Genomic DNA, 23056 nt, shown 5'->3' with positions numbered 1-23056 from the left:
GGTTAGCGTGCACCGATGGAAGAACTGGAACACGTCACCTGGCCCCCCGAGCCGATCAGGACCGAGCGGCTCGTGCTGCGGGCGCCCGAGGCCCGGGACCGTGCGGCGTTCATCGACCTGCTCGCCTCGGCGGAAGTGCACGCCTTCCTCGGCGGCCCCCGTGCGCGGGACGAACTCGAGCGCGGGACGCCCGCGGTGCCGGAGCGGTGGCCCGGCAGTTTCGTCGTCGATCTGGACGGATCGATGATCGGGCACATCCTGCTCAGGAGAGCGACCGGGCACCGCCGGCCGGCGGCCACCGGGAAGGCCGACCTCGGCTACCTGTTCCTGCCGCGGGCGTGGGGACACGGGTACGCCATGGAGGCGTGCGCGGCGGCACTGTCCTGGTTCGACGGCGCCCTTCCGGGCGAACCGGTGGTGCTCACCACCCAGTCCGCCAACGCCCCTTCGATGCGCCTCGCCGCGAAGCTGGGCTTCACCGAGGTGGAGCGGTTCGAGGCGTGGGGAGCCGAGCAGTGGCTCGGCATGAGGACACCGGTCACGGCGACGGGCTGAGCCCCTCTCAGAGCTCGGGGACCCATTCCGGGGGCGGGGCCGTACGGCTGTAGCGGGCTCCCTTGGTGCCGTAGTGCGCGAGGTGGAGGGTCTCGCCGTCGAGCTGGATCTCCGGCGGCGGAGGGTTGGGTACGGAGATCCGTAGGCGTGGGTAGGGGTGCCCCTCGATGAAGACGGGCTCCCTGCGCACCCTCCAGCTGTCCGCCCAGCCCTGGGCACGCTCGAGGGTCCACGGATGCTGCAGGGTGCGCGGTGCGGCCGGATCGTGGTCGTATCCGTTGAGGCTGCGCACCAGGGCCTCGCTGTAGACGCCCTTGACCCGGAAGTTCTCCAGGTCCTCCGCGCGGACGATCATCCTGACGTAGCGGCGGCTGTTGCCGCGGTGCCGGCCCACGGCGGGCCAGCGGCAATGTCCGGGATCCCAGCGGACCCGCGGGAGCCACAGCAGGGTGCCCGCGCGGAAGTGCCTGGTGCCGTGCTGGAGTTCGAGGCGGCCCTCGCCGTGCAGGGTCTCGCGCGCCACGTTGGCCACCAGGCACCAGCCCAGCAGCCCGTCCGGCGTCTCGTCGTCAGGGGTTTCCGTGTCCGTCACACCGAGAATCCTGAGTCACGGAAGGCGACCCGAGCCACCCTTTTTCAACTGAAACGATCCGTTCCGTATAACAACTGTCAAAGGCCGTACAACTTCTCCCCAACAACAGGTGTCTGACGTACCGACCGCAGGTGTTCTTGGGGGAAAACTTGATCAAGGTTAGCGTCGTCGTGCCGATCTACAACGCCGGTCCCTACGTGGAGCGTTGTGCGCCGTCACTCGTGAACCAGAGCCTCGGCGCGGACGCGTACGAGGTCGTATACGTCGATGACGGGTCGACGGACGACTCGGCCGAGCGCCTCCGGCGAGTCGCCGAAGCCCATCCGCACGTCCGGGTCTACGAGCAGGAGAACTCCGGCTGGCCGGGCAAGCCGCGCAACGTGGGAGTGGACCGGGCCCGGGGGAAGTACATCCAGTTCGTCGACCAGGACGACGAGTTGTCGTACGAGGCGCTGGAGCGGCTGTACGCGCTGGCGGAGCGCAACGGTTCGGACATCGTGCTGGGCAAGGTCCACGGCACCATGGCGGGGCCCAGCAACGTGTTCAAGCGGACGGTGGACCGGTGCACCGCAGCCGACGCGCCGCTCTTCGAGAGCCTGACGCCGCACAAGATGTTCCGCCGGGACTTCCTGCGCGAGCACGCGATCCGCTTCCCGGAGGGCCGGGTCAGGCTGGAGGACCAGTTGTTCATGGCGCGCACCTACGTGCGGGCCGAAACGGTGTCGATCCTCGGCGACTACCCCTGCTACCGCTGGAACCGGCGTGAGGACGGCGGCAACAACAGCAGCCGTCGGATCACCCCCGACGACTACTACGGCCACCTGGACAAGGTCGTGGAGGCGATCAAGGAGGGGACGGAGCCGGGCGAGCTGCAGGACCGGCTGCTGCGCCGCTCGTTCCGGGTGGAGCTGCTCCGCCCGGTGAGCGAGCCGCGGGTGCTCCAGCGGACCGGGAAGGATCTGGAGGAGTACTACACCACCGTGCGGCGGATGGCCATGACCAGCTATCCGCCGGGCGTGCGCGAGGGGCTCCCGGCGATCAGCTCGCTCCGGGCGGAACTGCTCGTCCAGGACCGGCTGAACTCCCTGATCGAACTCGCCCGCCGCACCCAGCGGATCAAGGCGCGCGTCGAGGTGGACGACATGCGCTGGCGCAACGGCAAGCTGGTGCTCCGGACCCGGATCGGCATGGTCAAGGCGGACGGCGAGCCGCTGACCGTCGTGGACCGCGGCGGGCGGCTGCTGCTCGACCCCGACCTCCTCGACGGCATCCCCGGGGCGGAGGACTGGGAGGTCCGCGACCCCTTCTCGCACGCCTACGGGGAACTCATCGTGCACGACACCGCCGGCAACCACTGGTGGTACCCCGACGGGGAGTTGACACCCGCCCTCGAACCCCTGGGCGGCGGCCGCCGGCGGGTCGTGGTCGCCGGTGAGACGGTCATCGACCCCCTGACCCTCGCCGGGGGCGACCCCCTGGAAGGCGGCTCCCACCAGGTGTGGGCCGGCGGCCAGCTGCTGGGCGTCGGCCGCCGCCCCAGGCTGGCCGTGGCACCGGGCCCGACCCGCGTCTCGCTGGGCGCCATCGCCGTGGGCACGCCCCCGCGCCTCGTCTCCCCGGGCTGGGGCGGCCCCGGCGGTCAGCTGCGGCTCACCGTCGGCGGCCCCGGCCGTATCGGCCCCACCCGCCGGGTCGTGCTGCGCACCGCAGCGGACCACCGACTGCGCCACGGCGTCCGCGAGGTGCTGCGGCGCCTCCCCGACGGCATGCGCGCCAACGTCCGCGCGGCAGCCCGCCGGGCGGAACGCCGGATGCTGCGGTAGCGGTAACGGAAGGGGGACGACGGGGCGTGCGCGGTTCTGCATGCCGACGTTCCCGGCGACCGTGTGAGGGCCCCGGCCGGGCGGACCGGTCGGGGCCCTCGGGCGCTCATGCCTCCGCGCACCGGGACGGTCAGGAAACGGGTTGGAACGTCCAGAGCAGGTTGGGGCTGTTCACCCAGGTCCACTGCTTGGTCACCGAACCGGAGGGGACCTGTCCGCCGCCGTCGAGGACGAGTCCGGTGGCGCGGTTGGCCAGGGAGTACTGGCCGTTGCCGCGGTCGGTGATCTGCCACTGCTGGTTGGGGCCGCCGTTCCAGGCCGCCTGCCGGGCGGGATCTCCGGCACCGGTCGAGCCCCAGCCGTCGGCCACCATGCCGTTGGTCCGGTTGACCAGCCGGTAGTAGCCGGTGCCGAGGTCGACGGCCTGCCACTGGAGGTTGCCGCTGTCGACCGGCGTCCACTGCTTGAGGTTCGAGCCACTGGCGACGTTGCCGCCGCTGTCCAGGGCCAGTCCGTCCGTGACGTTGATCAGCCGGAAGTACGCGGCCGGGTTGAACGCGACCTTCAGCGAGGCGATGGCGTCGTTGTTGCCGGTCACCCGCAGGTCGGGGTTGTCGGAGGTGAACGTCCAGGCCGTACCGGTGAAGTTGTCGCCGGAGTAGCCCGTCACCTGGTAGCCCTGGGGCACCCTCAGCGAGGACACGGACGAGGGCCCAACCCCCGCCGCCGACAGCTGGGACGAGGTGTAGCTGCCCAACGCCAGAGCGGCGCTGCCTCCGGCGTAGTTGACGTCCTGGAACACCGTGGCCCTGGGTCCTGCCGCCGCCGTGGGAACACCACTCACCTCGACGCACACCACGGAGACGCCGGCGTCCGGGGCGTTGGTCGGCACATTGACGTTGATCTGCCCGCCGCTGACGGTGTAACTGAGCGAGGCCGACGGGTTGTTCATCAGGTAGACGCGGCTGATCGTGTTGGTGAGCGCCGGTATCTGCAGCACACCGTTGGTGGGCCAGGTGAAGACGTGGGCGAACAGCTTGCCGTTCTTCTTGGTGGCCCTGCCCCAGCCGGGGTCGCTGGAGTAGGGGCTTGCCAGGGCGCCGTGCACGCTGTCGCCGTAGGTCGCCATCCACGAGGCCAGGCCCTGCAGAACGGTCACGGATCCGGCTGTGACCGAACCGTCGCCCTTGGGGCCGATGTTCAGGAGGAGGTTGCCGTCCCGCGAGACACAGGTGACGAGTTCCTGCACGAAGTTCTTGACGGGCTGGTACGAGTTCTCCAGGCCCGCGTTGTAGCCCCAGGCGCCGTTCATGGTGTCGCAGCGCTCCCACTGGCGGTCCATCGGCGCGCTGGGGACCCCGAACTCCGCGACCGCGTAGTCGCCCAGACCGAGGTCGCGCTTGACCCGTTCGTTGACGACGAGGCCCGGCTTGCGGGCGATGAGCCAGTTGTACAGGTCGAGGCCGTCGGACTTGAGCCACCAGTCCTGGAGCGTGGGACTTGCGGGCTCGCCGAACCAGTCGCCGTCGAACCACAGGAGCGCCGGGTCGTAACGGTCCAGCAGTTCCTGCAACTGGGCCTTCATGTCCGCGATGTACGCGCTGCGGGCGGCCATGGAGGCCATCGTGGTGACGCCACCGCTCCGGATGGTCTGGGAGGGGTGGTTCCAGTCCAGGATCGAGTAGTACAGCCCGAACTTGACGCCTCGCGCCTCGCACTCCTTCTTGAGCGATGCCAGCAGGTCGCCCTGGACACCGGCGTAGTCGTGCATGTTGTAGAGCTTGGTGCCGGTGGTGTCGGTGAAGCCGGGGACGTTGCTGTCCCACATGGCGAAGCCCTCGTGGTGCTTGGCGGTGATCACCAGGTACTTCATGCCGGCGTCCGCCGCCAGCTGGGCGATGGCCGCCGCGTTGAACGCGCTCGGGTTGAAGTGGGCGGACACCTGGTTCTGGTAATCGGCCTTGGTCCAGCCCTCGTTGTTGAACGCCCACTCACCGTGCCCGAGATACGAGTAGGACCCGAAGTGGATGAACATCCCGAACCGGGCCTGGTACCACCAGTCCATCTTGGCAGGGACGGTGTAGGCCTCGGCGGTCGCAGGGAGGAGGACTTGCGGCAGCCCGAAGGCCACAACGCCTCCGGCGAGCGCGGCAGCCTTGATCAGGGATCGTCTGCTCAGGGGGGCGGAGGACATGGTGCGGCTCCTGGGTCCTGGGGGTGCGCCGGACGACTCGGGGCGCGACATCGGATGAATTTATAGACGCTGCCCACCTCGGCGTCCAGAGAGAAGTGACAACTCGTCAAAACATCCCGTTCAGCAGGGATATGTGACCGCAAGAAGCCCGATCGACAAGCGGTGGTCGTCACCGAGCGCCAAGATTCCTAGGATCACTCCGTCACATGTGCGACGCAGACCTCGGATCACTTCCGCAGGTCGGCCGTGAAGATCTCACGCTGTGCCACGAGCCACTCCTGGAGCCGGTCCCAGCGCTGCCAGCCGCCTCGCTCGGACAGCGCCTCGACGAAGACGGGATCACCCTCGGCCACCCTTCCGGCGACGAAGGCCCGGCAGGACGCGGTGGCCTGCTCGATGACACCGGGAAGTCCGGCTCGCTCCTCGGTGGACAGGCCGTAGCCGTCGGCAAGGATCCGCAGACGAGCGGGGACGTCCAGGTCGGCGGGGTGCAGCACCGCCGCGGACACGGGGTCCAGCATGGGCACCCAGTAGCGGGCGGCCATGGCGAGGTCCCACACCGGTCGGCCGGGAGCCGCCAGGTCGAAATCGATCAGGGCCACGGCGCGGCCCTCGCGGAAGACGACGTTCTCCGGGCACACGTCGTTGTGGCACAGCATCGTCCCGCCCTCCGGGTCGGCCAGGGACCGGGGCCACTCGATGTCGCGGTCGACCGGGACGGTCGCGCTGGTGTCGTGCAGACGCCGCAGCAGGTCTCCGACCGACCGCAGGGCCTCCTCGGTCATCGCCCATCCGGGGAACGGCGGCAGCGCGACATCGCCGGGAATGTACGTCAGCTGCTCGCGGCCGTCCTCGGTGAGCCGGAGCGGGGTCGGAGCCCCGTCGAACCCGTGCTGCGCGAGAGCGCGGAGGTGGGCGTGGAGGGCGGGCGCGGTGGACGGTGCGGGCCGGTCCACCAGGGCACCGCGGCGGACGACCTGGCCCGCGTTCGCCATTCCCCCCGTCAGGACCTCGTCCGCTGCCGCCATGCCGCTCACGCTACCGACGACCACCGGGGATGCGGTTGATGAAAAATGTGTGGGCCTCCATTGCCGAATTGCGGGTAATCGAACACCAAGAGCAGTACCCGCTACAGGAGGTCGCGATGATCGCCCTTGGTGTAATCCTTCTGATCGTCGGTTTCCTTACCGGCGTCTCGATCCTGTGGACCATCGGGATCATCCTTCTGGTGATCGGCGCCGCCTTGTGGATCATGGGATCCGCAGGTCACGCCGTTGCCGGTCGACGACACTATTGGTGACGTCGCCCTTGCGCACACCCCCGCGACACGGAGAACCCACACGGAGAACCCAGAAGGGCGGGCCGGGATGTCCCGGCCCGCCCTCATGCGTCGGTCCTCGCGCACCTGTGACTCACGGACCGACACCGGCTCCGCTCAGCAGTGCCGCGACGCGCTCGGCCGTCTTCTGCCCCGCACGCTGCTTGACCAGCCCTTCTTTCGCGACGGCCCGGACATGAAAAGTGGTGGCCCCCTCACCGATGCGCGTCGCGTCCATGGTCACCACCACCGGGTTCAGGCCGAGGTGTCCGCCCCCGGTGAGCACGCGGAACGTCACGCGGTCCGGGCCGGCCTCCACCTGCTCCGGGGCCGCGCCACCGGCGAGCTGAACGAGCACGGTACGCGCATGCTCGACCGCGGGATCGAACCCCAGGGACAGGTCGCGGTCGAACTCGGCGACGTCGTTCCTGAGGAACCGCGCGGCGAACTTGCCGCCCTTGTTGATACGGCCGAGGGCCTCCGCCAGGAGTTCGTCCTCCGATTGCCGCATCCGGCACCCCCTCCACTCGCCTGCCCGGTCGGCACGGCTGCGCCAAGAGTGCGACATCGCACCGGGGGTTTCAACAGCCCTTGCCGCGCCTATCGTTTTTCGATAGATTTCCATCGCCATTCGATGGAAGGTTGAGGCATGGGAAAACTCGCCGTGCGGGCGCTGCGCGCCGTGCTCGTCGTGGTGCTCACCGGCACCCTGGGCGTTCAGGCCCTCATGGTGTGGGCGTTGGCCACCGACCCCGAGGACGGGTCGCTGCCGCTGACGCCGCTGCGCCTGATCACGATTCTCGGCCTCGTCTCGGTCCAGGTCACCGGGGTCTGTGTTTGGCGGTTGGTGACGATGGTGCGCCGCGGGACCGTGTTCTCCCACGGCGCCTTCCGGTACGTGGACGGCATCATCGGGGCGATCACCGCGGCCTCCCTCGTCTGGTTCACGGTCACCGCCGTCAACGCGCCCGGCCAGCGGGACGATCCCGGGGTCACCGTCATCATGGCCGGGATCGGCCTGGCCATTCTGGGGGTCGCCCTCATCGTGCTGGTCCTGCGCACACTGCTCGCCCAGGCCGTGGCGCGTGATGTCGAAGCGGCGCAGATGCAGGCCGAGTTGAACGAGGTCATCTGATGCCGATCACCGTCGACATCGACGTCATGCTGGCCAGGCGCAAGATGTCCGTGGGCGAGCTCGCGGACCGGGTGGGCATCACGCCCGCCAACCTCGCGGTCCTCAAGAACGGCCGTGCCAAGGCGGTGCGGTTCACGACGCTCGCCGCGCTCTGCGAGGTGCTCGAGTGCCAGCCGGGGGATCTGCTGCGGTGGGAGACGGACGACGAGAGCGTGACGTCACCGGCAGGCGCCGACAGCGGAGCTTCGGGCACGTCCTGACGGCCGTACCGAGCGGAGCCCGCGGCGGCCGCCCGCTCCCGTTCACTCCGAGGTGAGGTCCTTGCTGTAGACCGTGGAGGACCGCCGTACCGTCATGCCGATGCGCTCGTACAGCGACAGCGCGCCGGTGTCCGAGTGCGTCCACAGGGTGCAGCCCCGCTTGCCCTGGCGATGGAAGGCCCGGAAGGACTCCCGCAGCAGCATGCGCGCTGTCCCCCGGTTGCGGTGGTCCTTCCGGACCGCGACCCGCTCGACGTACCCTTCGTCGTCGCCCGGGACATCCAGGGACAGCACCGCGCCCACCAGTTGGTCACCGGCGAAGGCGAGCGGTGACGCCGCAGGGGCGAAGCTCGGCAGTTCGACCGTGTGCCGGGCCCACTCCGCGTAGCCCTTCCGCCGCTGCTGCCATTCGTCGAACGCGTCCTCGGTGAGCTGGTACACGCTTCGCTCGTCACCCGCCTCGAAGGCACGGACCGTGATGCCGGCCGGCGGGGCGGGCACATCCGGTTCGGAGGGCATCGCGAACTCGAGGAGCCACTCGGTGACGAGCCGGGTGTATCCACCGGACCTCAGGAGTACGACTGCCGCCTGATCGCTGTCGGGGACGGTCTGGGCAAGGCGGTCACCGCCGAACCGGCGGGCCCGGTCCTCGGTCCAGGCGAGCAGGAGGCCGCCCAGACCCCGGCCGGTGTGTGCGGGATGGACGTGAACCGTGGCGCGCCGGCCCCTCACCCGGGCCCAACCGGCCAACTCCCCGGCGGAACCGTGCAAGAGCACCGACTCGGACGGCGCCTCGGCGGCCGATGTGCCGAGGTCGGCGGCGACGCTGTCGGCACCGGTGGTGGCGCGGCCGTGCAGCTCGACCTCGCACGCGGTGACCAGCCGATGGACCTCGGGAGCGTCTGCGCTGGTCGCCACTCTGGAGTGGTATCCCACCGGCAGCAGCTGTGAAGAGAGACCGGACATGGGTGCACCCTGCGCCATCCGGCCTTCCCTGTCGACCCGATTTACCGACTCCGGACCACGGTGGCCCGGCCCCCGAGACACAGCGGCCGGCCGGACGCGGGTCCGTACGGATTCGACGGCTCGTTGCGCGTACGCGCTGAGCCCTGGCGGGGAGATCCTTTTCGAAGAGGAGGACGACCTAGTAGTACCCCTTGGCCCCGTCTAGCAGCTCGCGGACGATGTCCGCGTGGCCCGCGTGCCGGCCGGTCTCCTCGACGAGATGGATGAGCATCCAGCGGAGGTTGGCCTGGGCGGACCGGTAGTCGGGGTGGCGACCGACGTCGTCCAGGGATGCCCCGGCCACGATCTCGTTGCTCCGGGCGCACTGGGCCTCGTACTCCGAGAGCAGCTGCTTCAGAGAGGCGCCGTCGGTGCGCCAGTCCGCGTCCTCGGCCGTGTCCGCGAAGGAGGGGTTCTGCGTCTTGTCGCCTCCCAGGAACAGCACCTCCAGCCAGGTGTGCTCGACCCACCGCATATGGCTGATGAGCCCTGCCATCGTCATCGCCGGTGAGGTCGGGACGACGGAGCGGTGTGCGTCGGCCTCGCTCAGGCCCTCGCATTTCCATCTCAGGATCTGGCGTTGCAGGTCCAGCCAGCCGACGAGGGCAGTGCGTTCGTCGGCCTGCATGGGGGGACGCTCAAGAGAAAATGACATGCCCGCACGCTAGGGCGCTCGGTCTTCGGACGCCGCCCAATTTTCGAGGCAAGATCAACCGGACAGGCACCGGTGGCCCTCCCTGAACCTGGTCGTCGGTCGTCCCCGCAGCTGTACGCCGGGCCGGCGAGTACCTCGATGCTGCTCGACGCACCACCGGCCTCGCTCCTCCCCACCCACCAGGCGTATGTCAGTCTGTACGTCGCCCAGCACGGTGTCGGCAGCGGTCCATGTGGCCCCCGCGTCCAGCCCCGTGACGAGGTCCACGCCCAGCCCGTCAGCCTCACCCACGGATTCCGCACATGCTGAAACTCTGGTACCGCCGTCCCGCCGAAGGCTTCGCCCAGTCGCTGCCCCTGGGCAACGGCTCCCTCGGCGCCATGGTGCCGGGCCGCCCGGCCCGAGAGCGCGTCGACCTCAACGCCGACACCCTGTGGTCCGGCGGCCCGCTCGCCCCCGACGACCACGACCCCGCACAGTACCTGCGAGCACTGCGCCGGGCCGTGCTCGACGACCACGACCACGTGAGCGCCGAGGAGCTCGCGGCGCGTATGCAGGGGCCCGACACCCAGGCGTACCAGCCCCTGGGCGCGCTGCTCCTCGATCTCGGCCACGGTGACGAAGTCACCGATTACCGGAGGGAGTTGGACCTGGCCGACGCCGTGTGCACGGTGGCCTACACCGCCGACGGGGTCCGGTACACGCGCGAACTGTTCGTCTCCGCGGTCGCCGGTGTCCTCGTGGTCCGCCTCGGCTGCGACACTCCGGGGGCGCTGTCCTTCACCGCCCTGCTGGAGTCGGCCCACCCGGGCTCGGGTCCCGGACCGGCGGTCTCGGGCCGGGTCCCCGCCCACGTCGAGTTCGAGGCCACGGGACCCGACGCGGTCCGCTACGCCCCCGACGCGGGAACCGGGTTCGCGGCCGCCCTGCGTGTCGTCACCGACGAGGGCACCGTCGCCCCCGATCCCCGGACCGGCGGTCTGCGACTGGTCGGCGCCACCAGCGCCACCGTCCTGGTCGCCGCCGCCACCGGCTTCCGGGGCTGGGACACCGAGCCCGACGGCCCGGAGACCGGCCCCACCGCCGAGGCAGCCCGGCTGCTCGACGCCGCCGCCGGGATTCCGTACGACCGCCTGCGGGCCGAGCACATCGCGGACCACCGCACCCTGCACGACCGGACCGTCCTCAGCCTGGGCCACGACCGGGCGCTGGAGGCGCTGCCCACCGACGAACGCCTCGCCGCCGTCCGCTCCGGCGCGGACGACCCGGGCCTGACCGCCCTGCAGTTCGCCTACGGCCGCTACCTGCTCATCGCCTCCTCCCGTCCCGGCACCCAGCCCGCCAACCTCCAGGGCATCTGGAACACCCAGGTCCAGCCGCCCTGGCAGTGCGACTGGACCACCAACATCAACCTCCAGATGAACTACTGGCCCGCCGAGACCACCGGCCTGCCCGAATGCCACGAGCCCCTGTTCGACCTGATCACCGACCTCGCCGCCGCGGGGCGCCGCACCGCTCGGGCCTACTACGACTGCGACGGCTGGACGGCCCACCACAACGTCGACCTCTGGCGCACCACCCACCCGGTCCAGGGCGGCCCCCAGTGGGCCAACTGGCCCATGGCCGGCGCCTGGTTGTGCGCTCATCTGTGGGAGCACTACCGCTTCACCGGCGACCGGGACTTCCTCGCCGACCGGGCGTGGCCGGTGATGCGCGAGGCCGCCGTCTTCCTGCTGGACTATCTCGTCGAGGACGCCGACGGTCATCTGGTCACCTGCCCGTCCACCTCCCCCGAGCACCGGTTCCAGGTGCCTACGCCGGGCGGGACGGCGCTCGTCGCGACCACCGCAGCCGTCACCATGGACCTGTGGCTCGTCGAGGAGCTGTTCGCCAACTGCCTTGCGGCGGCGAAGGAGTTGGGCCTGAGCGACCCGATCGCCGATGGCCTCGAGCAGGCCCGGCGACGGCTGCCCCCGCTGCCGTACTACCCGGGTCAGCCGCTGGCCGAGTGGCGTCACGACGCGGTGCCCGAGGAACCGGGCCACCGGCACCTGTCCCACCTGTACGGGCTGTATCCCGGTGACCGGGTCGACGCCGAGCGCACCCCGGAACTGTTCGAAGCCGCCCGGGCCGCCCTCGACCTGAGGCTGGCCCACGGTGGCGGCGGCACCGGGTGGAGCCTGGCATGGGTGGTCGCGCTCGCCGCGCGCCTGGGCGACAGCGCCCTCGCGCACGAGAGCCTGCGCAGACTGCTGGCCGAGTCGACGTCCGACAATCTCTTCGACCTGCACCCACCCGAGCTCTTCCAGATCGACGGCAACTTCGGCGCCACGGCCGGGCTGGCGGAGATGCTGCTCCAGAGCCACACCGGCGAACTGCGGCTGCTGCCCGCGCTGCCGGACGCCTGGCCGAGCGGCACCGTGCGCGGGCTGCGGGCCCGCGGCGGTGTCACCGTCGACCTCGACTGGCGGGACGGCGGCCTGGTGCACGCCGCTCTGCACCTGTCCCGCCCGGGCCGGTACCGGCTCCTGCTGCCTGCCCCGGGCTCGCTCCCGGACGTCACGGACGACCAGCACGCAGGCGTCGAGACCCACTGGACCAGCCCGGCGACCGGGCTCGCCCACGGCGAGTTCACGGCGGCACGGGCAGGACTGCACCACGTGCGGTTCTGAACGAGCGGCCGACGAGACGGCGTGACGGATCGGAACCGAACCTTACGGCACGCCCAGTTCGAAGAGGGCGTAGCCCGCGTACGACCCGGAGGCCAGGGCCGCCGTGGCGAGCAGCGCGAACCGGTGGAGCGGGCCGAGGCTGCGCAGCGCGAGAGCCGGCGGGATGAACAGGGGGAAGAGCGGGAGCAGATAGCGCGAGACGTTGCCGAAGATCTGCTGGCTGCCCAGGACGAGGACGAGGGTCAGGACGGTGTGGACCGTCAGGACGGCCGGAGGCCGGATGCGGAACAGCAGCGGGAGCAGGGCCAGCGCGAGCAGGACGACCCCGACGCCGATCATGTCCGCGAAGGGCCAGGGGAAGAGGTAGTCCGAGCGGCCCACCGGAACCGAGGTGAGGACGTCCAGGGTCTGCCGGCCGAAGTCCCATTCGTGCGCCCAGGCGCCGGACTGGAGCTTGAACCAGCCGCCGTAGTCGCCCACCCGGTGGCCGACCCAGCCGAGGTAGGCGAGCAGACCGAGTGGGGCGAGGAGCACTGCGGCGAGTGGCCGCCGGATGCCGTCCTCGCGGCGGTGCAGTGCGAGCAGGGCGGCGACCGCGACGGCGGCGATCAGTGCCGCGGCGGTGGGCCTGTTGAGCCCGGCCGCGCAGGTCAGCAACCCGGCGGTGAGCCATCGGCGGCTCATGACGGCATGGCAGGCCCAGACGGCCAGGGCGACGTAGAGGGAGTCGGAGTAGACCGCCCACTCCACTCCTGAACCGGGCCAGACGGCCCAGAGACCGGCCGCTGCCAGCCCGGCTCCCCGGCCACCGAGCCGCTCGGCCACGGCATGGATCCCGAGGGCGGCGACGAAGGACGCGACGATCGAGACCAGCAGCCCGGCGCCGTACGAACCGAGGCCGGTGAGTTCGGAGACAGCCCGCATGAGGGCCGGGTAGAGCGGGAAGAACGCCGCCGAGTTCCCTTCGAGGGTGATCAGACCTGTGGCTCCGGGGACCGGGACGAGCGCCGGGTGGTAGCCGTGCTCGGCGATCTGCTGGTACCACCAGCCGTCCCAGGTGGCCAGGACGTCCCAGGGACGGGCGCCTCCGCCGAAGCGCGGGTTCCTCTTCTGGTAGTCCCCGGTGGCGTGCAGCAGATACATGAAGGCGCCGAAGCCGATGAGCTTCAACGTGCCGTACATGAGCAGGACGGGCCCGTGGTGCACGGCCGCGCGCCGCAGCCGGTGCAGGGCGGCCTGGTGGCGGGGTCGGTCGGGGGCGGGCGGCGGCGAGAGCCTCGCGTTCCAGGTCCCTGGTCGGAGGGCTTTCGTCGGTGTGACAGTCCTGTGGTTCATCCGCGGAACACCCAGGTCCGGAACAGCAGGAACCGCAGCAGCGTCGCGCCCAGGTTGGCGGCGAGCAGGACGAGGAGTTCGGTGCGGTGCGTGGCCGTGGGCGCCGCGTGGTGCAGCACGGCGAGGGACCCGGCGGTGACGGCCAGCCCGATCAGGAAGACCACCAGGCCCCGGCCCTGGTGTCGCACGGCGTGGCCGCGGCCCGAGAGCCCGAAGGTGAAGCGCCGGTTGGCGGCCGTGTTGGCCACTGCGCACAGCAGCAGCGCGAGGGCGTTCGCCGACTGGGGTCCGGTGAGGGGGCGCAACGCCGTGTACAGCAGCAGGTTCGCGAGGGTGCTGACCGCTCCCACGGCGGCGAAGCGCACGAGTTGGCGGGCCGGGCCGTGGGTCGCCCCGGTCGGGGCCCGGCCCAGTACGGCGGCCGGCCGGAAGGCGCCGCGGCGGAGCGCTCCGCCGATCCTGACGATGCCGCGCAGATCGGCCAGCGCGGTGGCGAGGAGGTCCACCCGGCTGTCGGGGTCGTCGACCCAGTCGACCGGGACCTCGTGGATGCGCAGTCCGGCCCGCTCGGCGATGACCAGCAGCTCGGTGTCGAAGAACCACCCGGAGTCCTGCACCAGCGGCAGCAGTCGTTCGGCCACGTCACGGCGTAGCGCCTTGAATCCGCACTGGGCGTCGGAGAAGCCCACGGAGAGGGTGGAGCGCAGCAGGGCGTTGTAGCAGCGGGAGGTGATCTCCCTCTTGGGGCCGCGCACCACCCGGGAGCCCGGTGCCAGGCGGGTGCCGATGGCGATGTCGGAGTGTCCCGAGATCAGCGGGGCGACCAGCGGCAGCAGCGCCGTCAGGTCGGTGGACAGATCCACGTCCATGTACGCGAGGACGGGCGCCGTCGACAGCGACCATGCGTGGCTCAGGGCCCGGCCGCGGCCCTTGTCGGCCAGTCTCAGCCAGGCGACCTCGGGAAACTCCGCCGCCAGCCGGGCCGCCGTCTGCGGGGTGCGGTCGGTGCTGGCGTTGTCGGCGACCGTGATCCGGAAGGGGTAGGGGAACGTCTCACGCAGATGCGCGTGAAGCCTTCGCACACTCGGATCCAGGTCCGCCTCCTCGTTGAACACCGGGACGACCACGTCCAGGACCGGCTCCGGATGGTGAGTCGGCACCGGTGTGCGGTGCGGGAGACGACTCTGTTCCCGCACGGGAAACGGCCCGGCTTTTCTCATGGTTGATCCTCTTTTGCGCGCTTGGTCAGGGCATGCTGAAGACACTCGGGGCGGAACGGGGTGGGCTCGCGGGCTACGGCGTGACGAGCGAGGTCGAGACCGGCGGGGAGTCGCTCTGCCAGGTCGCCGTCCCCGTGGGCGGGGGCGAGGTGGAGCCGCCGGTGGGCGGGGGCGAGGTCGAGGAGGACGACGTCCCGGTCGCGGCTCCTGTCGTGACCGGCGCCGTGGGCGGTGTCGTGGTCGCCGAGTCGCCGCTGGTGTACGTGGGGGCGCCGGTCGTGGCCGACGAGGAGGGGCCGCTCGGCGTGGCGTCGGGGGTGCCGGGCGGTGCGGACGTCCACGGTGTGGTGGTGACGGTGGGGAGCGGGTCGTGATCCGCGGGTTCCACCTGGGAGGGTCCCTGGGGCAGCAGGAACAGCGCGAGGCACAGCCCGGCGACGGCCAGGACGGAACCCGCGGCCCTGCGTGCGGCCCTGATCCGGCGGCGGTGGCGCACCCCGGCCCGGAGCCGCTCCCCGTGCCTCGCCTCGAAGGGCGTGGGCTCCTCACCGTCGCGCATCATCCGCGCCAGTTCGCGCTCGAAGTGATCCATGGGGCCCTCCTTCACTGGACCGGCTCGATGACGTCGGCCAGGAGCCGGCGCAGTCGCGCGACTCCCCGGGCGGCGTGGGACCGAGCCGTCCCCACCGGGCATCCGAGCACGTCCGCGACCTGGCTCTCGGGAAGGTCCTGGTAGTAGCGCAACACCACCGCCACGCGCTGCTTCGGCGGCAGCTGAGCCAGCGCCGCCTCCAGCCGGGACCGCTCCGCCACGTCCGCGGAGACATCCGTCGCCATCGCCGTCTCGGGCAGCTGCTCGACGGGGCGCTCACCCCACCAGAGCCGCCGGCCCGAGCGGGCCGCCGCACGCACCATCACCTTGCGGACGTAGGGCTCCGGAGCGTCGTCGGCGACCTTGGGCCAGACGAACCAGAGCTTGACCAGGGACTCCTGGACCAGGTCCTCGGCCCGGTGGCGGTCGCCGCCGACGAGCAGCCGGGCGAGGTGGATCAGCGTTGACCAGCGGGCCGCGACGAACGCGTCGAACTCACGGGCCCGAGCCTGCTCCATCCGCACTGTCCCTGCTTTCCCCTGGTTGCCTACACCTTGAGAAAGGCACCGGACCCCGGCGCACGCTGCACTCGGAGTCCGTGATCTGGATCACGCCGAGGCGATGGAGCCGTTCACGGTGGGAGCCCGGGCGCGAGGCCCGCCCCGGACGGCTCGGTCGGAACCTCCTCACCGCCGCGACCCACGCGCACACTTCCAGACATCCAACCTCTGGCCATGGCTGCGCAGTTGCCGATGTGGCACCTCGTGCACTTCTCGAAAACTCCTCGCGCGAGGCTGGACACGCGACACCCGAAGACCCCTTAATACATCCTATGTCTGTCGGTACAGCGACAAGACCACGAGCCTCGTTCCGATCGCCCCGCAGACACCGATGGAGCCGCCTCGACACATGGCCCGATGCTCCTCGCCGAGCCCTGCTTCCCCATGTCCGAACAGGAGAACTCACGGTGCCGGACTCCCTCTCCCGCAGATCCGTTCTGGCCGGCATGGCAGCCATGACGGCGGCCGCCGCGGTCGGCCCCGTCGCGGCGGCCGCTCCCGCCCACGCGGCTGCGGCCGGCTCTCCCCTGCCGCTGCCGCCGTTACGGATCCCCAAGGTCGACCTCGGCCTCGAACAGCAGCCGGACTCCACGATCCAGTGGCTTCAGGACGCCAAGCTGGGCATGTTCATCCACTGGGGCGTGTACGCGGGTCCGGCCCAGGGCGAGTGGTACATGCACAACGCGCCCGTGACGCCCGCGAACTACCGGAAGTACGTCACCGACGCCACGAGCGAGCAGTTCACCGCGGACGCCTACGACCCGGCCGCCTGGGCGCAGTTGGCGAAGGACTTCGGCGCGCGGTACACCACCCTGACCACCCGCCACCACGACGGCTTCGCGCTGTGGCCGCTGAACCACCCCAACGCCTGGAGCTCCGGACAGGCCCCGCTCAGCCGTGACTTCGTCAAGGACTACGTGGCGGCGGTTCGGGCGGCCGGACTCAAGGTCGGCCTCTACTACTCCCCCATCGACTGGCGCTATCCCGGCTACTACGACGTCACCGGCACCAACTGCGCGAGCAATCCCTGGGGTTACACCACCGATCCGGCGCACAAGGAGAACGCGCGGATCATGAAGACCGAGGTGTACGAGTCGGTCAAGGAGCTGGTCACCCGGTACGGCGTCATCGACGACCTGTGGTGGGACGGCGGCTGGGTCGCCGAGCAGGGCACCGATGCCGACGGGGCGTTCTTCTGGGAGCCCGGCCAGTACCGGGACACCGCCAACCAGTGGCCGGTGGACGCCGCCTACGGCGAGACGGACGCCGCCGGCAGGCCCCTGGGGCTGATGGGCATGGTCCGCAAACACCAGCCCGACATCCTCGCCACCTCACGCTCCGGCTGGGCGGGCGACTACGAGAGCGACGAGGGCCCCTCGGTCCCGACCGGGGCGATCCGCACGGGCCGGCTCGTGGAGAAGGTGTTCAGCGTCGGCGGTGCCTGGGGCTACACCCCCTCCCCGGCCATGAGCTACGGCACCGCCATGAACATCCTGGTCAACTGCTGGATCCGCAACATCACCGCGATGGTAAACGTCGGCCCGGACCGGCACGGCACGGTCCCCGCCGACCAGGCCGGACTGCTGCGGCAGATCGGCGCCTTCATGAGCGCCTGCGGCCAGTCCGTCTACGGCACCCGCGGCGGGCCGTGGAACCCGGTCGACGGCCAGTACGGCTTCACGTACAAGGGCAGCACCCTCTACGTCCACCTCCTGCCCGGTCACAGCGGCACGTCCTTCACCACCCCCTCCATCGGCGACGCCCAGGTGACCCGGGTCTTCGACGTGCGCTCCGGCGCGAACCTGTCGTACTCCACCGCGGGCGACGGCCGTGTCACGGTCACCGGCATCGATCGCACCACCCATCCCCAGGACAGCGTCGTCGGTGTCGTCCTCGACCGAAGCGTCCAGCCGGCGGACATCGCGGCCGGCCGGACCGTGACCGCCGACAGCGAGGAGACGTCGAAGGGCAACACAGCGGCCAAGGCGGTCGACGGGTCCACCTCCACCCGTTGGTGCGCCGACGACGGCGGCACCGGCCACTGGCTCAAGGTCGACCTGGGCTCGACCCGTTCACTGACCGGAGTCCGCATCGCCTGGGAGCTCGACAAGGCCAACTACCGCTACCGGATCGAGGGTTCCACCGACAACAGCGGCTGGACCGTCCTCGTCGACAACAGCACCACGACGAGTACGAGCCAGGTGCAGACCGCGGCCTTCCAGGCGCAGGCGCGCTACGTACGCGTCACGGTGACAGGCCTGCCCACAGGGGTCTGGGCCTCCCTGCGCAATTTGGAGGTCTACGACCGTCCCTTCAGCGCGGACCTCGGCACCTTCAAGCTGGTGAACCGCAAGAGCGGCAAGGTGCTGGACGTCGCCGACGCCTCGACCGCCGACGGCGCCGGGCTCATCCAGTGGCCCTGGACCGGCGGGACCAACCAGCAGTGGACCCTGCTGCCCGACGCCGACGGCTCCTTCCGGCTGCGCAATGCCAAGAGCGGCAAGGTCCTCCAGAGCGCGGACGGCGCCCAGGGCTCGACGCTGGTCCAGCAACCGGACAACGGTGCCGACAGCCAGGGGTGGAAGCTGGTCCCGTCGGCGACCAGCGGTCACCACCGGCTCGTCAACGTCCGCACCGGCTGGTGCGCCGACGTCACGGGCGGGTCGACCGACGACCGGGCCGCCGTCGTCCAGTGGCCCGTCACCGGTGGCGCCAACCAGGACTGGCAACTCGTCGCGCTGTGACCGGAGTTCGAAGGGGTCTGCCGTACGCGCGGCGGGCCCCTTCGGCATGTCCGGGCGGACGACCCACCGGACCGCCGGCCCCGGACGTCAGCCGAACAGGCGGCGCTGGATCTCCCGCCGGTAGTCCTCCAGCGTCCGGTCGAGGTGTACGGCCGTGGCCTGGGCGGCTTCGTCGGGCCGGCCGTCGCGGATGGCGCGGTAGATCGCCTCGTGCTCCTCGACCGCGGAAGCGGTGCCCTCGTTGAACGTGTTGTGTATGCCGATCGCGCTGGACTGGCGCTGGAGACGGCGGGCGTCGCGCACCGCGCTGCCGAGGAAGGTGTTGTGCGAGGCCGTGGCCACCGCCGCGTGGAACTCGTCGTCCCCCTGGTTGAAGACGTCGACCTCGCCGTGGACGTACCCGTGCCGGCACTGCTGCATGGCGACCTCGATGGTGCGCAGTTCGGCGGGCGTGGCCCGGGTGGCCGCGAGCCGGGCGGCGGCCATCTCCTGGACCCGGCGGAACTCGAACAGCATGAGCACGTGATCGAGATCCACGGGCCGGAAGAAGCCGCCCCAGCGACTGGTGATCAGCATGCCGTCGTCGTCCGCGACGAACAGACCGCGCCCCTTGTGCGCGCGCACCCGACCGAGCGCCGAGAGGATCTTCACCGCCTCCCGGACCACCGCCCGGCTGGTGTCGAGCTGCTGGGCCAGGTCGTTCTCGGTGGGCATGCGGTCACCGGGGACCAGGCGGGACTCGGCGATGAACTCGAGGATCCGCTCCGCCACGATCTCGTAGCCGGGCCGGTAGTCGCGCCGCTCGTCCGTTCCGTTCACCACCGTTGCCACGGCGGGCGTGTCCTTCATGTGTCCTGCCTCCGGGTGACTGCGACGACGGTGACTGATCGGCCTGAAGCCGCGCTCATCGTACCCCAGGCTCCGATAAGTAGTACTCATCTGGACGAGACTCGATCATGAATCCTCAGAACTTTTGACCCTTAAATGCCGTTTTAGCTGGTTCTATGTCCCCTAAGGGTCGCGTTGACATGTCTGCCGAACGTCGAAAAAAGAACTACACACCCCTTGACGGGACATCCGATATGGCGGCTAATTTCTTCCGCGGCGGTAACGCCAGAGCCGTCAGAAACCCTCATGGACACCCAGTGGAGTCGCTCATGTCCGTCTACAAGCCTTCGGCCGCCCGGGAGACAGGGACCAGCGGGAGACGAGCCGCGTTGCTGGCCGGCTGCGCCGCCACCGTGCTCCTCACCGTCACCGCCTGTGGCGGCGGTGGTGGTACCACCGGCACGACCAACAAGGACGGATTCGCCCAGGCCGCCCAGAACAACGGGGCGCTGACCGTCTGGGTGGACGCGACCCGCATGGACGCGGCGAAGCAATACCAGGCGTCGCACCCGAACGCGAAGCTGAACATCGTCAGCTACGACGGCGACGCCAACGGGTCCAACTACCTCCAGACGAAGGTCCAGTTGTTCAACCGCACCGGCAAGGGCTGGCCGGACGTCGTCTTCAGCTCCCAGAACAACGAGGCGAGCTGGGCCGTCGACGCGGGCTTCGCGGCTCCGCTGAACAAGGGCCTCATCCCGGATGCGACGCTCAGCGGGTTCGCCAAGGGCGCCAACGACGTCTGCACGGTCGACGGCACGATGTACTGCCTGCGCAACGACCTCTCCCAGGCGGTGCTCTGGTACAACGCGCCGCTGCTGAAGAAGTTCGGCTACACCGTCCCCACGACCTGGGAGGAGTACCAGGCGCTCGGCGAGAAGGTCGCCAAGGAGCACCCCGGCTACCTCGTGGGCGACGCGGGTGACACCTTCACCCCGGAGATCTACATGTGGGCGAGCAAGTGCGGCGCCAACCACATCACCGGCCCCAAGGCCGTCTCGGTCAACACCACCAGCGAGGCCTGCACCAAGATGGCCAAGCTGCTGGACACGCTGATCAAGAACAAGTCGATGTCGATCAGCGGCGTCTTCAGCACCGACTTCGCCAAGAACGAGGCCGACAAGGTCCTGCTCATGCCCGGCCCGGCCTGGTACGGCGGCGCCGTGTTCAAGGACGGCCTCAAGATCCCGGCCAAGCAGGTCTCGGTGGCGCCCATACCGCAGTGGCAGGGCGACACCTCCCCGTCCACCGGCAACGTCGGCGGCGGCACCTGGCTGCTGTCGAAGCACTCCAGCCACCTCAAGGCGGCCACCGACTTCCTGAAGTGGGTCACCACCGACAACGCCTACCAGGGCGAGAAGGCCCCCGGCTTCCCGGCCTACGCGCCCGCCGCCGAGAACTGGCTGAAGGCCCAGGCCGCCTCCGGGTACTACGAGGGCGATCTCACCGCGCTCAAGGACGCCTCCTCGCAGGTGTGGTCCGACTGGGGCTCGGGCCAGTTCAGCCAGGAGGCGATCTGGGCCGCGACCGTCAAGCCCGCGCTGACGCAGGGCAAGACCATCGAGTCGATGCTGCCCGCCTGGCAGGACTCGATCGTCAAGTACGCCCAGGCCGACGGATACAAGGTCGCCAAGTGACCGTCGCGCACTCCTCGGCCGGCTCTGTCCGGGGGCGCCCTCGCGGCACCTCCCGGCAGAGCCGGGCCGGCGTGGCATTCGTCGCCGGCTACGTGCTGCTGCTGATCGCCTTCGGCGTCCTTCCGACCTGTTACGCGATCTACTTCGCGTTCACCGACGCCGGAGGCGCCTTCACCGGCCTCTCCAACTTCGTCACCACGGCACAGGACTTCCGCTTCGTCGACTCGCTGAGCCACGTGGCCCTGTACCTGGTCTTCTGGCTGCTGTCCCTCGTGGTGTTCGTGGTGCTCCTGGCACTCCTCCTGCACAAGCTGTCCTCCGGACCGCTCAGTCAGGCACTGCGCTTCCTCTACTACATCCCCGGCGCCCTCGCCGGCGCCGCGAGCGTCCTGGTGTGGCTGTTCATGCTCGACCCGACGGTCAGCCCGGTCAGCTCCCTGCTGGGGACGCTGGGCTTCCACACCTTCGGCGAGGTCATCGCCCCGGGAAACCTGGCGCTGCTGTTCACGATCATCGCGTTCTGGACCGGCGCGGGCGGCTGGATCGTCGTCATGTACGGCGCGCTCAACAACATCCCCAAGGACGTCATGGAGGCCGCGCGCATCGACGGCGCGAACGGCTGGCAGACCGCCTGGCGGGTGCAGATCCCCATGCTCCGCAAGTGGATCGTCTACATGGTGATCCTGGCCTTCGCGGGCGGCGCGCAGCTCTTCGTCGAGCCGCAGCTGCTGTCCCTCGCGAGCACGGGCGTGGCCGGCCGCGACTACTCGCTCAACCAGCTGACGTACGACTTCGCCTTCCAGATGAACAACATCAACGGCGCGGCCGCGGTCTCGGTGGAGCTCCTGGTCGTCAGCGTGTCGGTCGCCGGTGTCTTCGTCGCACGATCGGGGTTCTTCGATGCCGACTGAGACCCGACCCACTCCCCCTCTCGCCGCTCAGGGCGCGACCCCTACGAGCCGGACCCGTCACGCGGAACGGCAGCAGCGCCGCCGGGCCCCGCGGAAAGTGGCCTCCGGGCTGCTGGCGGGCTCGGTGCTCACCGTCTTCGTGGTGTTCTTCGTGCTGCCGGTGCTGTGGCTGCTGCTCGCGGCGACCAAGACCGACCAGCAGCTCGTCCACGACAACCCGCTGTCCTTCGGGTCCTGGCACGCGCTGAAGGCCAACTGGCACGCGCTCACCGCCTTCCAGGACGACGCGATCCTGGTGTGGCTGCGCAACTCGGCCGTCTACGCCGCGATCTGCCTGGTCATCACGCTCTGCCTGGCCATTCCGGCCGGCTACGCGCTGGCGATGACCGAGTTCCGCGGCCGGCACACGCTGCTGGTCGCGACCCTGGTCGTGATGCTGATGCCGAACGCCACGCTGGTGGTGCCGCTCTTCCTGGAGATCAACGCGGTCCATCTGATCGGCACGATGTGGTCGATCATCCTGCCGTACTCGTTCTACCCGTTCGGGGTGTACCTGACGTACATCTACTTCACCACCGCCGTGCCCAAGGACCTCCTGGCCGCGGCACGGATGGACGGCTGCTCCGAGTTCGGCGTGTTCCGTCATGTGGCCCTGCCGCTGGCGACCCCCGTCATCGCGCTGGTCGGGTTCTTCAGCTTCGTCGCCAACTGGACGAACTACTTCCTGCCGTACGTGATGCTCCCGGAGAGCGACCAGATGCCGATCCAGGTGGGCGTCGGCAATCTGCTCAGCAATGTGCCGTCGTTCAACCCGACCGTCGGCGACCTCGCGATCGAACGCCCGCAGTTGGCCCTGGCGACGCTGGTGGCCATCACCCCGGTGCTCGTCGTGTTCCTCTTCGCCCAGCGCTTCCTGGTCAGCGGAATGCTCGCCGGCGCCACCAAGGAGTAACAGCTCTC

21 protein-coding genes are annotated in these 23056 nt (G+C 70.1%); 10 read left to right on the top strand and 11 right to left on the bottom strand.

Annotated elements, in window-relative coordinates; all coding sequences use genetic code 11:
• Positions 1 to 15: 15 nt before the first annotated feature.
• Complete coding sequence (locus H295_RS0126545) at positions 16 to 555, top strand: GNAT family N-acetyltransferase (RefSeq protein ID WP_020138390.1); 540 nt, start codon at positions 16 to 18, stop codon at positions 553 to 555.
• 7 nt (positions 556 to 562) lie between these two features.
• Here H295_RS0126545 and H295_RS0126540 read toward each other — a convergent pair whose 3' ends face one another.
• Positions 563 to 1147 carry a hypothetical protein gene (locus H295_RS0126540; protein ID WP_020138389.1) on the bottom strand — a complete coding sequence of 195 codons (585 nt, stop codon included), beginning with the start codon at positions 1145 to 1147 and terminating at the stop codon, positions 563 to 565.
• Between the two features lie 170 nt (positions 1148 to 1317).
• On the opposite strand from H295_RS0126540, the gene H295_RS0126535 reads away from it, so the two are divergent.
• Positions 1318 to 2970, top strand: a complete 1653-nt coding sequence (locus tag H295_RS0126535; RefSeq protein ID WP_020138388.1) for a glycosyltransferase family A protein — start codon at positions 1318 to 1320, stop codon at positions 2968 to 2970.
• A 130-nt stretch (positions 2971 to 3100) separates the two neighbouring features.
• Here the strand turns inward: H295_RS0126535 and H295_RS0126530 are convergent, their stop codons facing one another.
• Complete coding sequence (locus H295_RS0126530; protein ID WP_020138387.1) at positions 3101 to 5164, bottom strand: alpha-L-fucosidase; 2064 nt, start codon at positions 5162 to 5164, stop codon at positions 3101 to 3103.
• 227 nt (positions 5165 to 5391) lie between these two features.
• Complete coding sequence (locus H295_RS0126525; protein ID WP_199788620.1) at positions 5392 to 6192, bottom strand: phosphotransferase enzyme family protein; 801 nt, start codon at positions 6190 to 6192, stop codon at positions 5392 to 5394.
• A gap of 116 nt (positions 6193 to 6308) precedes the next feature.
• Here H295_RS0126525 and H295_RS43580 point away from each other — a divergent pair, with 116 nt between their 5' ends.
• Positions 6309 to 6464, top strand: coding sequence for a DUF6131 family protein (locus tag H295_RS43580; RefSeq protein ID WP_234021688.1), 156 nt, complete (start codon positions 6309 to 6311; stop codon positions 6462 to 6464).
• Positions 6465 to 6576: 112 nt separating this feature from the next.
• Here the strand turns inward: H295_RS43580 and H295_RS0126515 are convergent, their stop codons facing one another.
• Positions 6577 to 7113, bottom strand: coding sequence for a hypothetical protein (locus H295_RS0126515; RefSeq protein WP_158691064.1), 537 nt, complete (start codon positions 7111 to 7113; stop codon positions 6577 to 6579).
• 18 nt (positions 7114 to 7131) lie between these two features.
• Between H295_RS0126515 and H295_RS0126510 the strand changes: the two genes are divergently transcribed.
• Together H295_RS0126510 and H295_RS0126505 are read left to right on the top strand one after the other, a co-directional pair.
• Positions 7132 to 7617, top strand: a complete 486-nt coding sequence (locus tag H295_RS0126510; RefSeq protein ID WP_020138383.1) for a DUF2975 domain-containing protein — start codon at positions 7132 to 7134, stop codon at positions 7615 to 7617.
• On the top strand, positions 7617 to 7877 hold the full coding sequence (locus H295_RS0126505; protein WP_020138382.1) for a helix-turn-helix domain-containing protein: 261 nt from the start codon (positions 7617 to 7619) through the stop codon (positions 7875 to 7877). Before H295_RS0126510 ends, H295_RS0126505 begins: the two co-directional genes overlap by 1 nt.
• A gap of 42 nt (positions 7878 to 7919) precedes the next feature.
• On the opposite strand, the gene H295_RS0126500 is transcribed toward H295_RS0126505, so the two are convergent.
• Together H295_RS0126500 and H295_RS0126495 are read right to left on the bottom strand one after the other, a co-directional pair.
• Positions 7920 to 8795, bottom strand: a complete 876-nt coding sequence (locus H295_RS0126500; RefSeq protein WP_234021679.1) for a GNAT family N-acetyltransferase — start codon at positions 8793 to 8795, stop codon at positions 7920 to 7922.
• A 226-nt stretch (positions 8796 to 9021) separates the two neighbouring features.
• Positions 9022 to 9537 carry a DinB family protein gene (locus H295_RS0126495; RefSeq protein WP_028809771.1) on the bottom strand — a complete coding sequence of 172 codons (516 nt, stop codon included), beginning with the start codon at positions 9535 to 9537 and terminating at the stop codon, positions 9022 to 9024.
• 302 nt (positions 9538 to 9839) lie between these two features.
• On the opposite strand from H295_RS0126495, the gene H295_RS0126490 reads away from it, so the two are divergent.
• Positions 9840 to 12209, top strand: a complete 2370-nt coding sequence (locus tag H295_RS0126490) for a glycosyl hydrolase family 95 catalytic domain-containing protein (protein WP_020138379.1) — start codon at positions 9840 to 9842, stop codon at positions 12207 to 12209.
• Positions 12210 to 12251: 42 nt separating this feature from the next.
• Here H295_RS0126490 and H295_RS0126485 read toward each other — a convergent pair whose 3' ends face one another.
• From H295_RS0126485 to H295_RS0126470, 4 genes are all read right to left on the bottom strand, one after another.
• A complete protein-coding gene (locus H295_RS0126485; protein WP_028809770.1) occupies positions 12252 to 13544 on the bottom strand; it encodes a glycosyltransferase family 39 protein in 1293 nt (430 codons plus the stop codon).
• On the bottom strand, positions 13541 to 14764 hold the full coding sequence (locus H295_RS0126480; protein ID WP_078616751.1) for a bifunctional glycosyltransferase family 2/GtrA family protein: 1224 nt from the start codon (positions 14762 to 14764) through the stop codon (positions 13541 to 13543). The genes H295_RS0126485 and H295_RS0126480 overlap by 4 nt, the downstream gene beginning before the upstream one ends.
• Before the next feature lie 73 nt (positions 14765 to 14837).
• A complete protein-coding gene (locus tag H295_RS45680; protein ID WP_078616750.1) occupies positions 14838 to 15356 on the bottom strand; it encodes a hypothetical protein in 519 nt (172 codons plus the stop codon).
• A gap of 11 nt (positions 15357 to 15367) precedes the next feature.
• Complete coding sequence (locus tag H295_RS0126470) at positions 15368 to 15874, bottom strand: SigE family RNA polymerase sigma factor (protein WP_020138375.1); 507 nt, start codon at positions 15872 to 15874, stop codon at positions 15368 to 15370.
• Between the two features lie 449 nt (positions 15875 to 16323).
• On the opposite strand from H295_RS0126470, the gene H295_RS0126465 reads away from it, so the two are divergent.
• Positions 16324 to 18660 carry an alpha-L-fucosidase gene (locus tag H295_RS0126465; RefSeq protein WP_020138374.1) on the top strand — a complete coding sequence of 779 codons (2337 nt, stop codon included), beginning with the start codon at positions 16324 to 16326 and terminating at the stop codon, positions 18658 to 18660.
• A gap of 87 nt (positions 18661 to 18747) precedes the next feature.
• On the opposite strand, the gene H295_RS0126460 is transcribed toward H295_RS0126465, so the two are convergent.
• Positions 18748 to 19509 (bottom strand): FadR/GntR family transcriptional regulator, encoded by a 762-nt coding sequence (locus tag H295_RS0126460; protein ID WP_020138373.1) that lies wholly within the window; start codon positions 19507 to 19509, stop codon positions 18748 to 18750.
• Between the two features lie 308 nt (positions 19510 to 19817).
• Here H295_RS0126460 and H295_RS0126455 point away from each other — a divergent pair, with 308 nt between their 5' ends.
• From H295_RS0126455 to H295_RS0126445, 3 genes are all read left to right on the top strand, one after another.
• On the top strand, positions 19818 to 21185 hold the full coding sequence (locus H295_RS0126455) for an ABC transporter substrate-binding protein (protein ID WP_028809769.1): 1368 nt from the start codon (positions 19818 to 19820) through the stop codon (positions 21183 to 21185).
• The gene (locus tag H295_RS0126450) at positions 21182 to 22096 is read left to right on the top strand and encodes a carbohydrate ABC transporter permease (protein WP_020138371.1); all 915 of its coding nucleotides are present in this window, start codon (positions 21182 to 21184) and stop codon (positions 22094 to 22096) included. The genes H295_RS0126455 and H295_RS0126450 overlap by 4 nt, the downstream gene beginning before the upstream one ends.
• A gap of 97 nt (positions 22097 to 22193) precedes the next feature.
• Positions 22194 to 23048, top strand: a complete 855-nt coding sequence (locus H295_RS0126445) for a carbohydrate ABC transporter permease (RefSeq protein ID WP_020138370.1) — start codon at positions 22194 to 22196, stop codon at positions 23046 to 23048.
• The last annotated feature ends 8 nt before the right edge of the window (positions 23049 to 23056 follow it).

The organism is Streptomyces sp. 351MFTsu5.1 (assembly GCF_000383655.1).
Lineage (GTDB): Bacteria > Actinomycetota > Actinomycetes > Streptomycetales > Streptomycetaceae > Streptomyces > Streptomyces griseorubiginosus.
Note: the sequence above shows the minus strand (reverse complement) of the source record. Positions and strands in the feature narration are given on the sequence as shown.

Bases quoted from the DNA above. Each gene is read 5' to 3' on its own strand.
- H295_RS0126545 (WP_020138390.1), top strand. From the start codon at position 16: ATGGAAGAACTGGAACACGTCACCTGGCCCCCCGAGCCGATCAGGACC.
- H295_RS0126530 (WP_020138387.1), bottom strand. From the start codon at position 5,164: ATGTCCTCCGCCCCCCTGAGCAGACGATCCCTGATCAAGGCTGCCGCG.
- H295_RS0126525 (WP_199788620.1), bottom strand. From the start codon at position 6,192: ATGGCGGCAGCGGACGAGGTCCTGACGGGGGGAATGGCGAACGCGGGC.
- H295_RS43580 (WP_234021688.1), top strand. From the start codon at position 6,309: ATGATCGCCCTTGGTGTAATCCTTCTGATCGTCGGTTTCCTTACCGGC.
- H295_RS0126515 (WP_158691064.1), bottom strand. From the start codon at position 7,113: ATGGCGATGGAAATCTATCGAAAAACGATAGGCGCGGCAAGGGCTGTT.
- H295_RS0126510 (WP_020138383.1), top strand. From the start codon at position 7,132: ATGGGAAAACTCGCCGTGCGGGCGCTGCGCGCCGTGCTCGTCGTGGTG.
- H295_RS0126505 (WP_020138382.1), top strand. From the start codon at position 7,617: ATGCCGATCACCGTCGACATCGACGTCATGCTGGCCAGGCGCAAGATG.
- H295_RS0126495 (WP_028809771.1), bottom strand. From the start codon at position 9,537: ATGTCATTTTCTCTTGAGCGTCCCCCCATGCAGGCCGACGAACGCACT.
- H295_RS0126490 (WP_020138379.1), top strand. From the start codon at position 9,840: ATGCTGAAACTCTGGTACCGCCGTCCCGCCGAAGGCTTCGCCCAGTCG.
- H295_RS0126485 (WP_028809770.1), bottom strand. From the start codon at position 13,544: ATGAACCACAGGACTGTCACACCGACGAAAGCCCTCCGACCAGGGACC.
- H295_RS0126480 (WP_078616751.1), bottom strand. From the start codon at position 14,764: ATGAGAAAAGCCGGGCCGTTTCCCGTGCGGGAACAGAGTCGTCTCCCG.
- H295_RS45680 (WP_078616750.1), bottom strand. From the start codon at position 15,356: ATGGATCACTTCGAGCGCGAACTGGCGCGGATGATGCGCGACGGTGAG.
- H295_RS0126470 (WP_020138375.1), bottom strand. From the start codon at position 15,874: ATGGAGCAGGCTCGGGCCCGTGAGTTCGACGCGTTCGTCGCGGCCCGC.
- H295_RS0126460 (WP_020138373.1), bottom strand. From the start codon at position 19,509: ATGAAGGACACGCCCGCCGTGGCAACGGTGGTGAACGGAACGGACGAG.
- H295_RS0126455 (WP_028809769.1), top strand. From the start codon at position 19,818: ATGTCCGTCTACAAGCCTTCGGCCGCCCGGGAGACAGGGACCAGCGGG.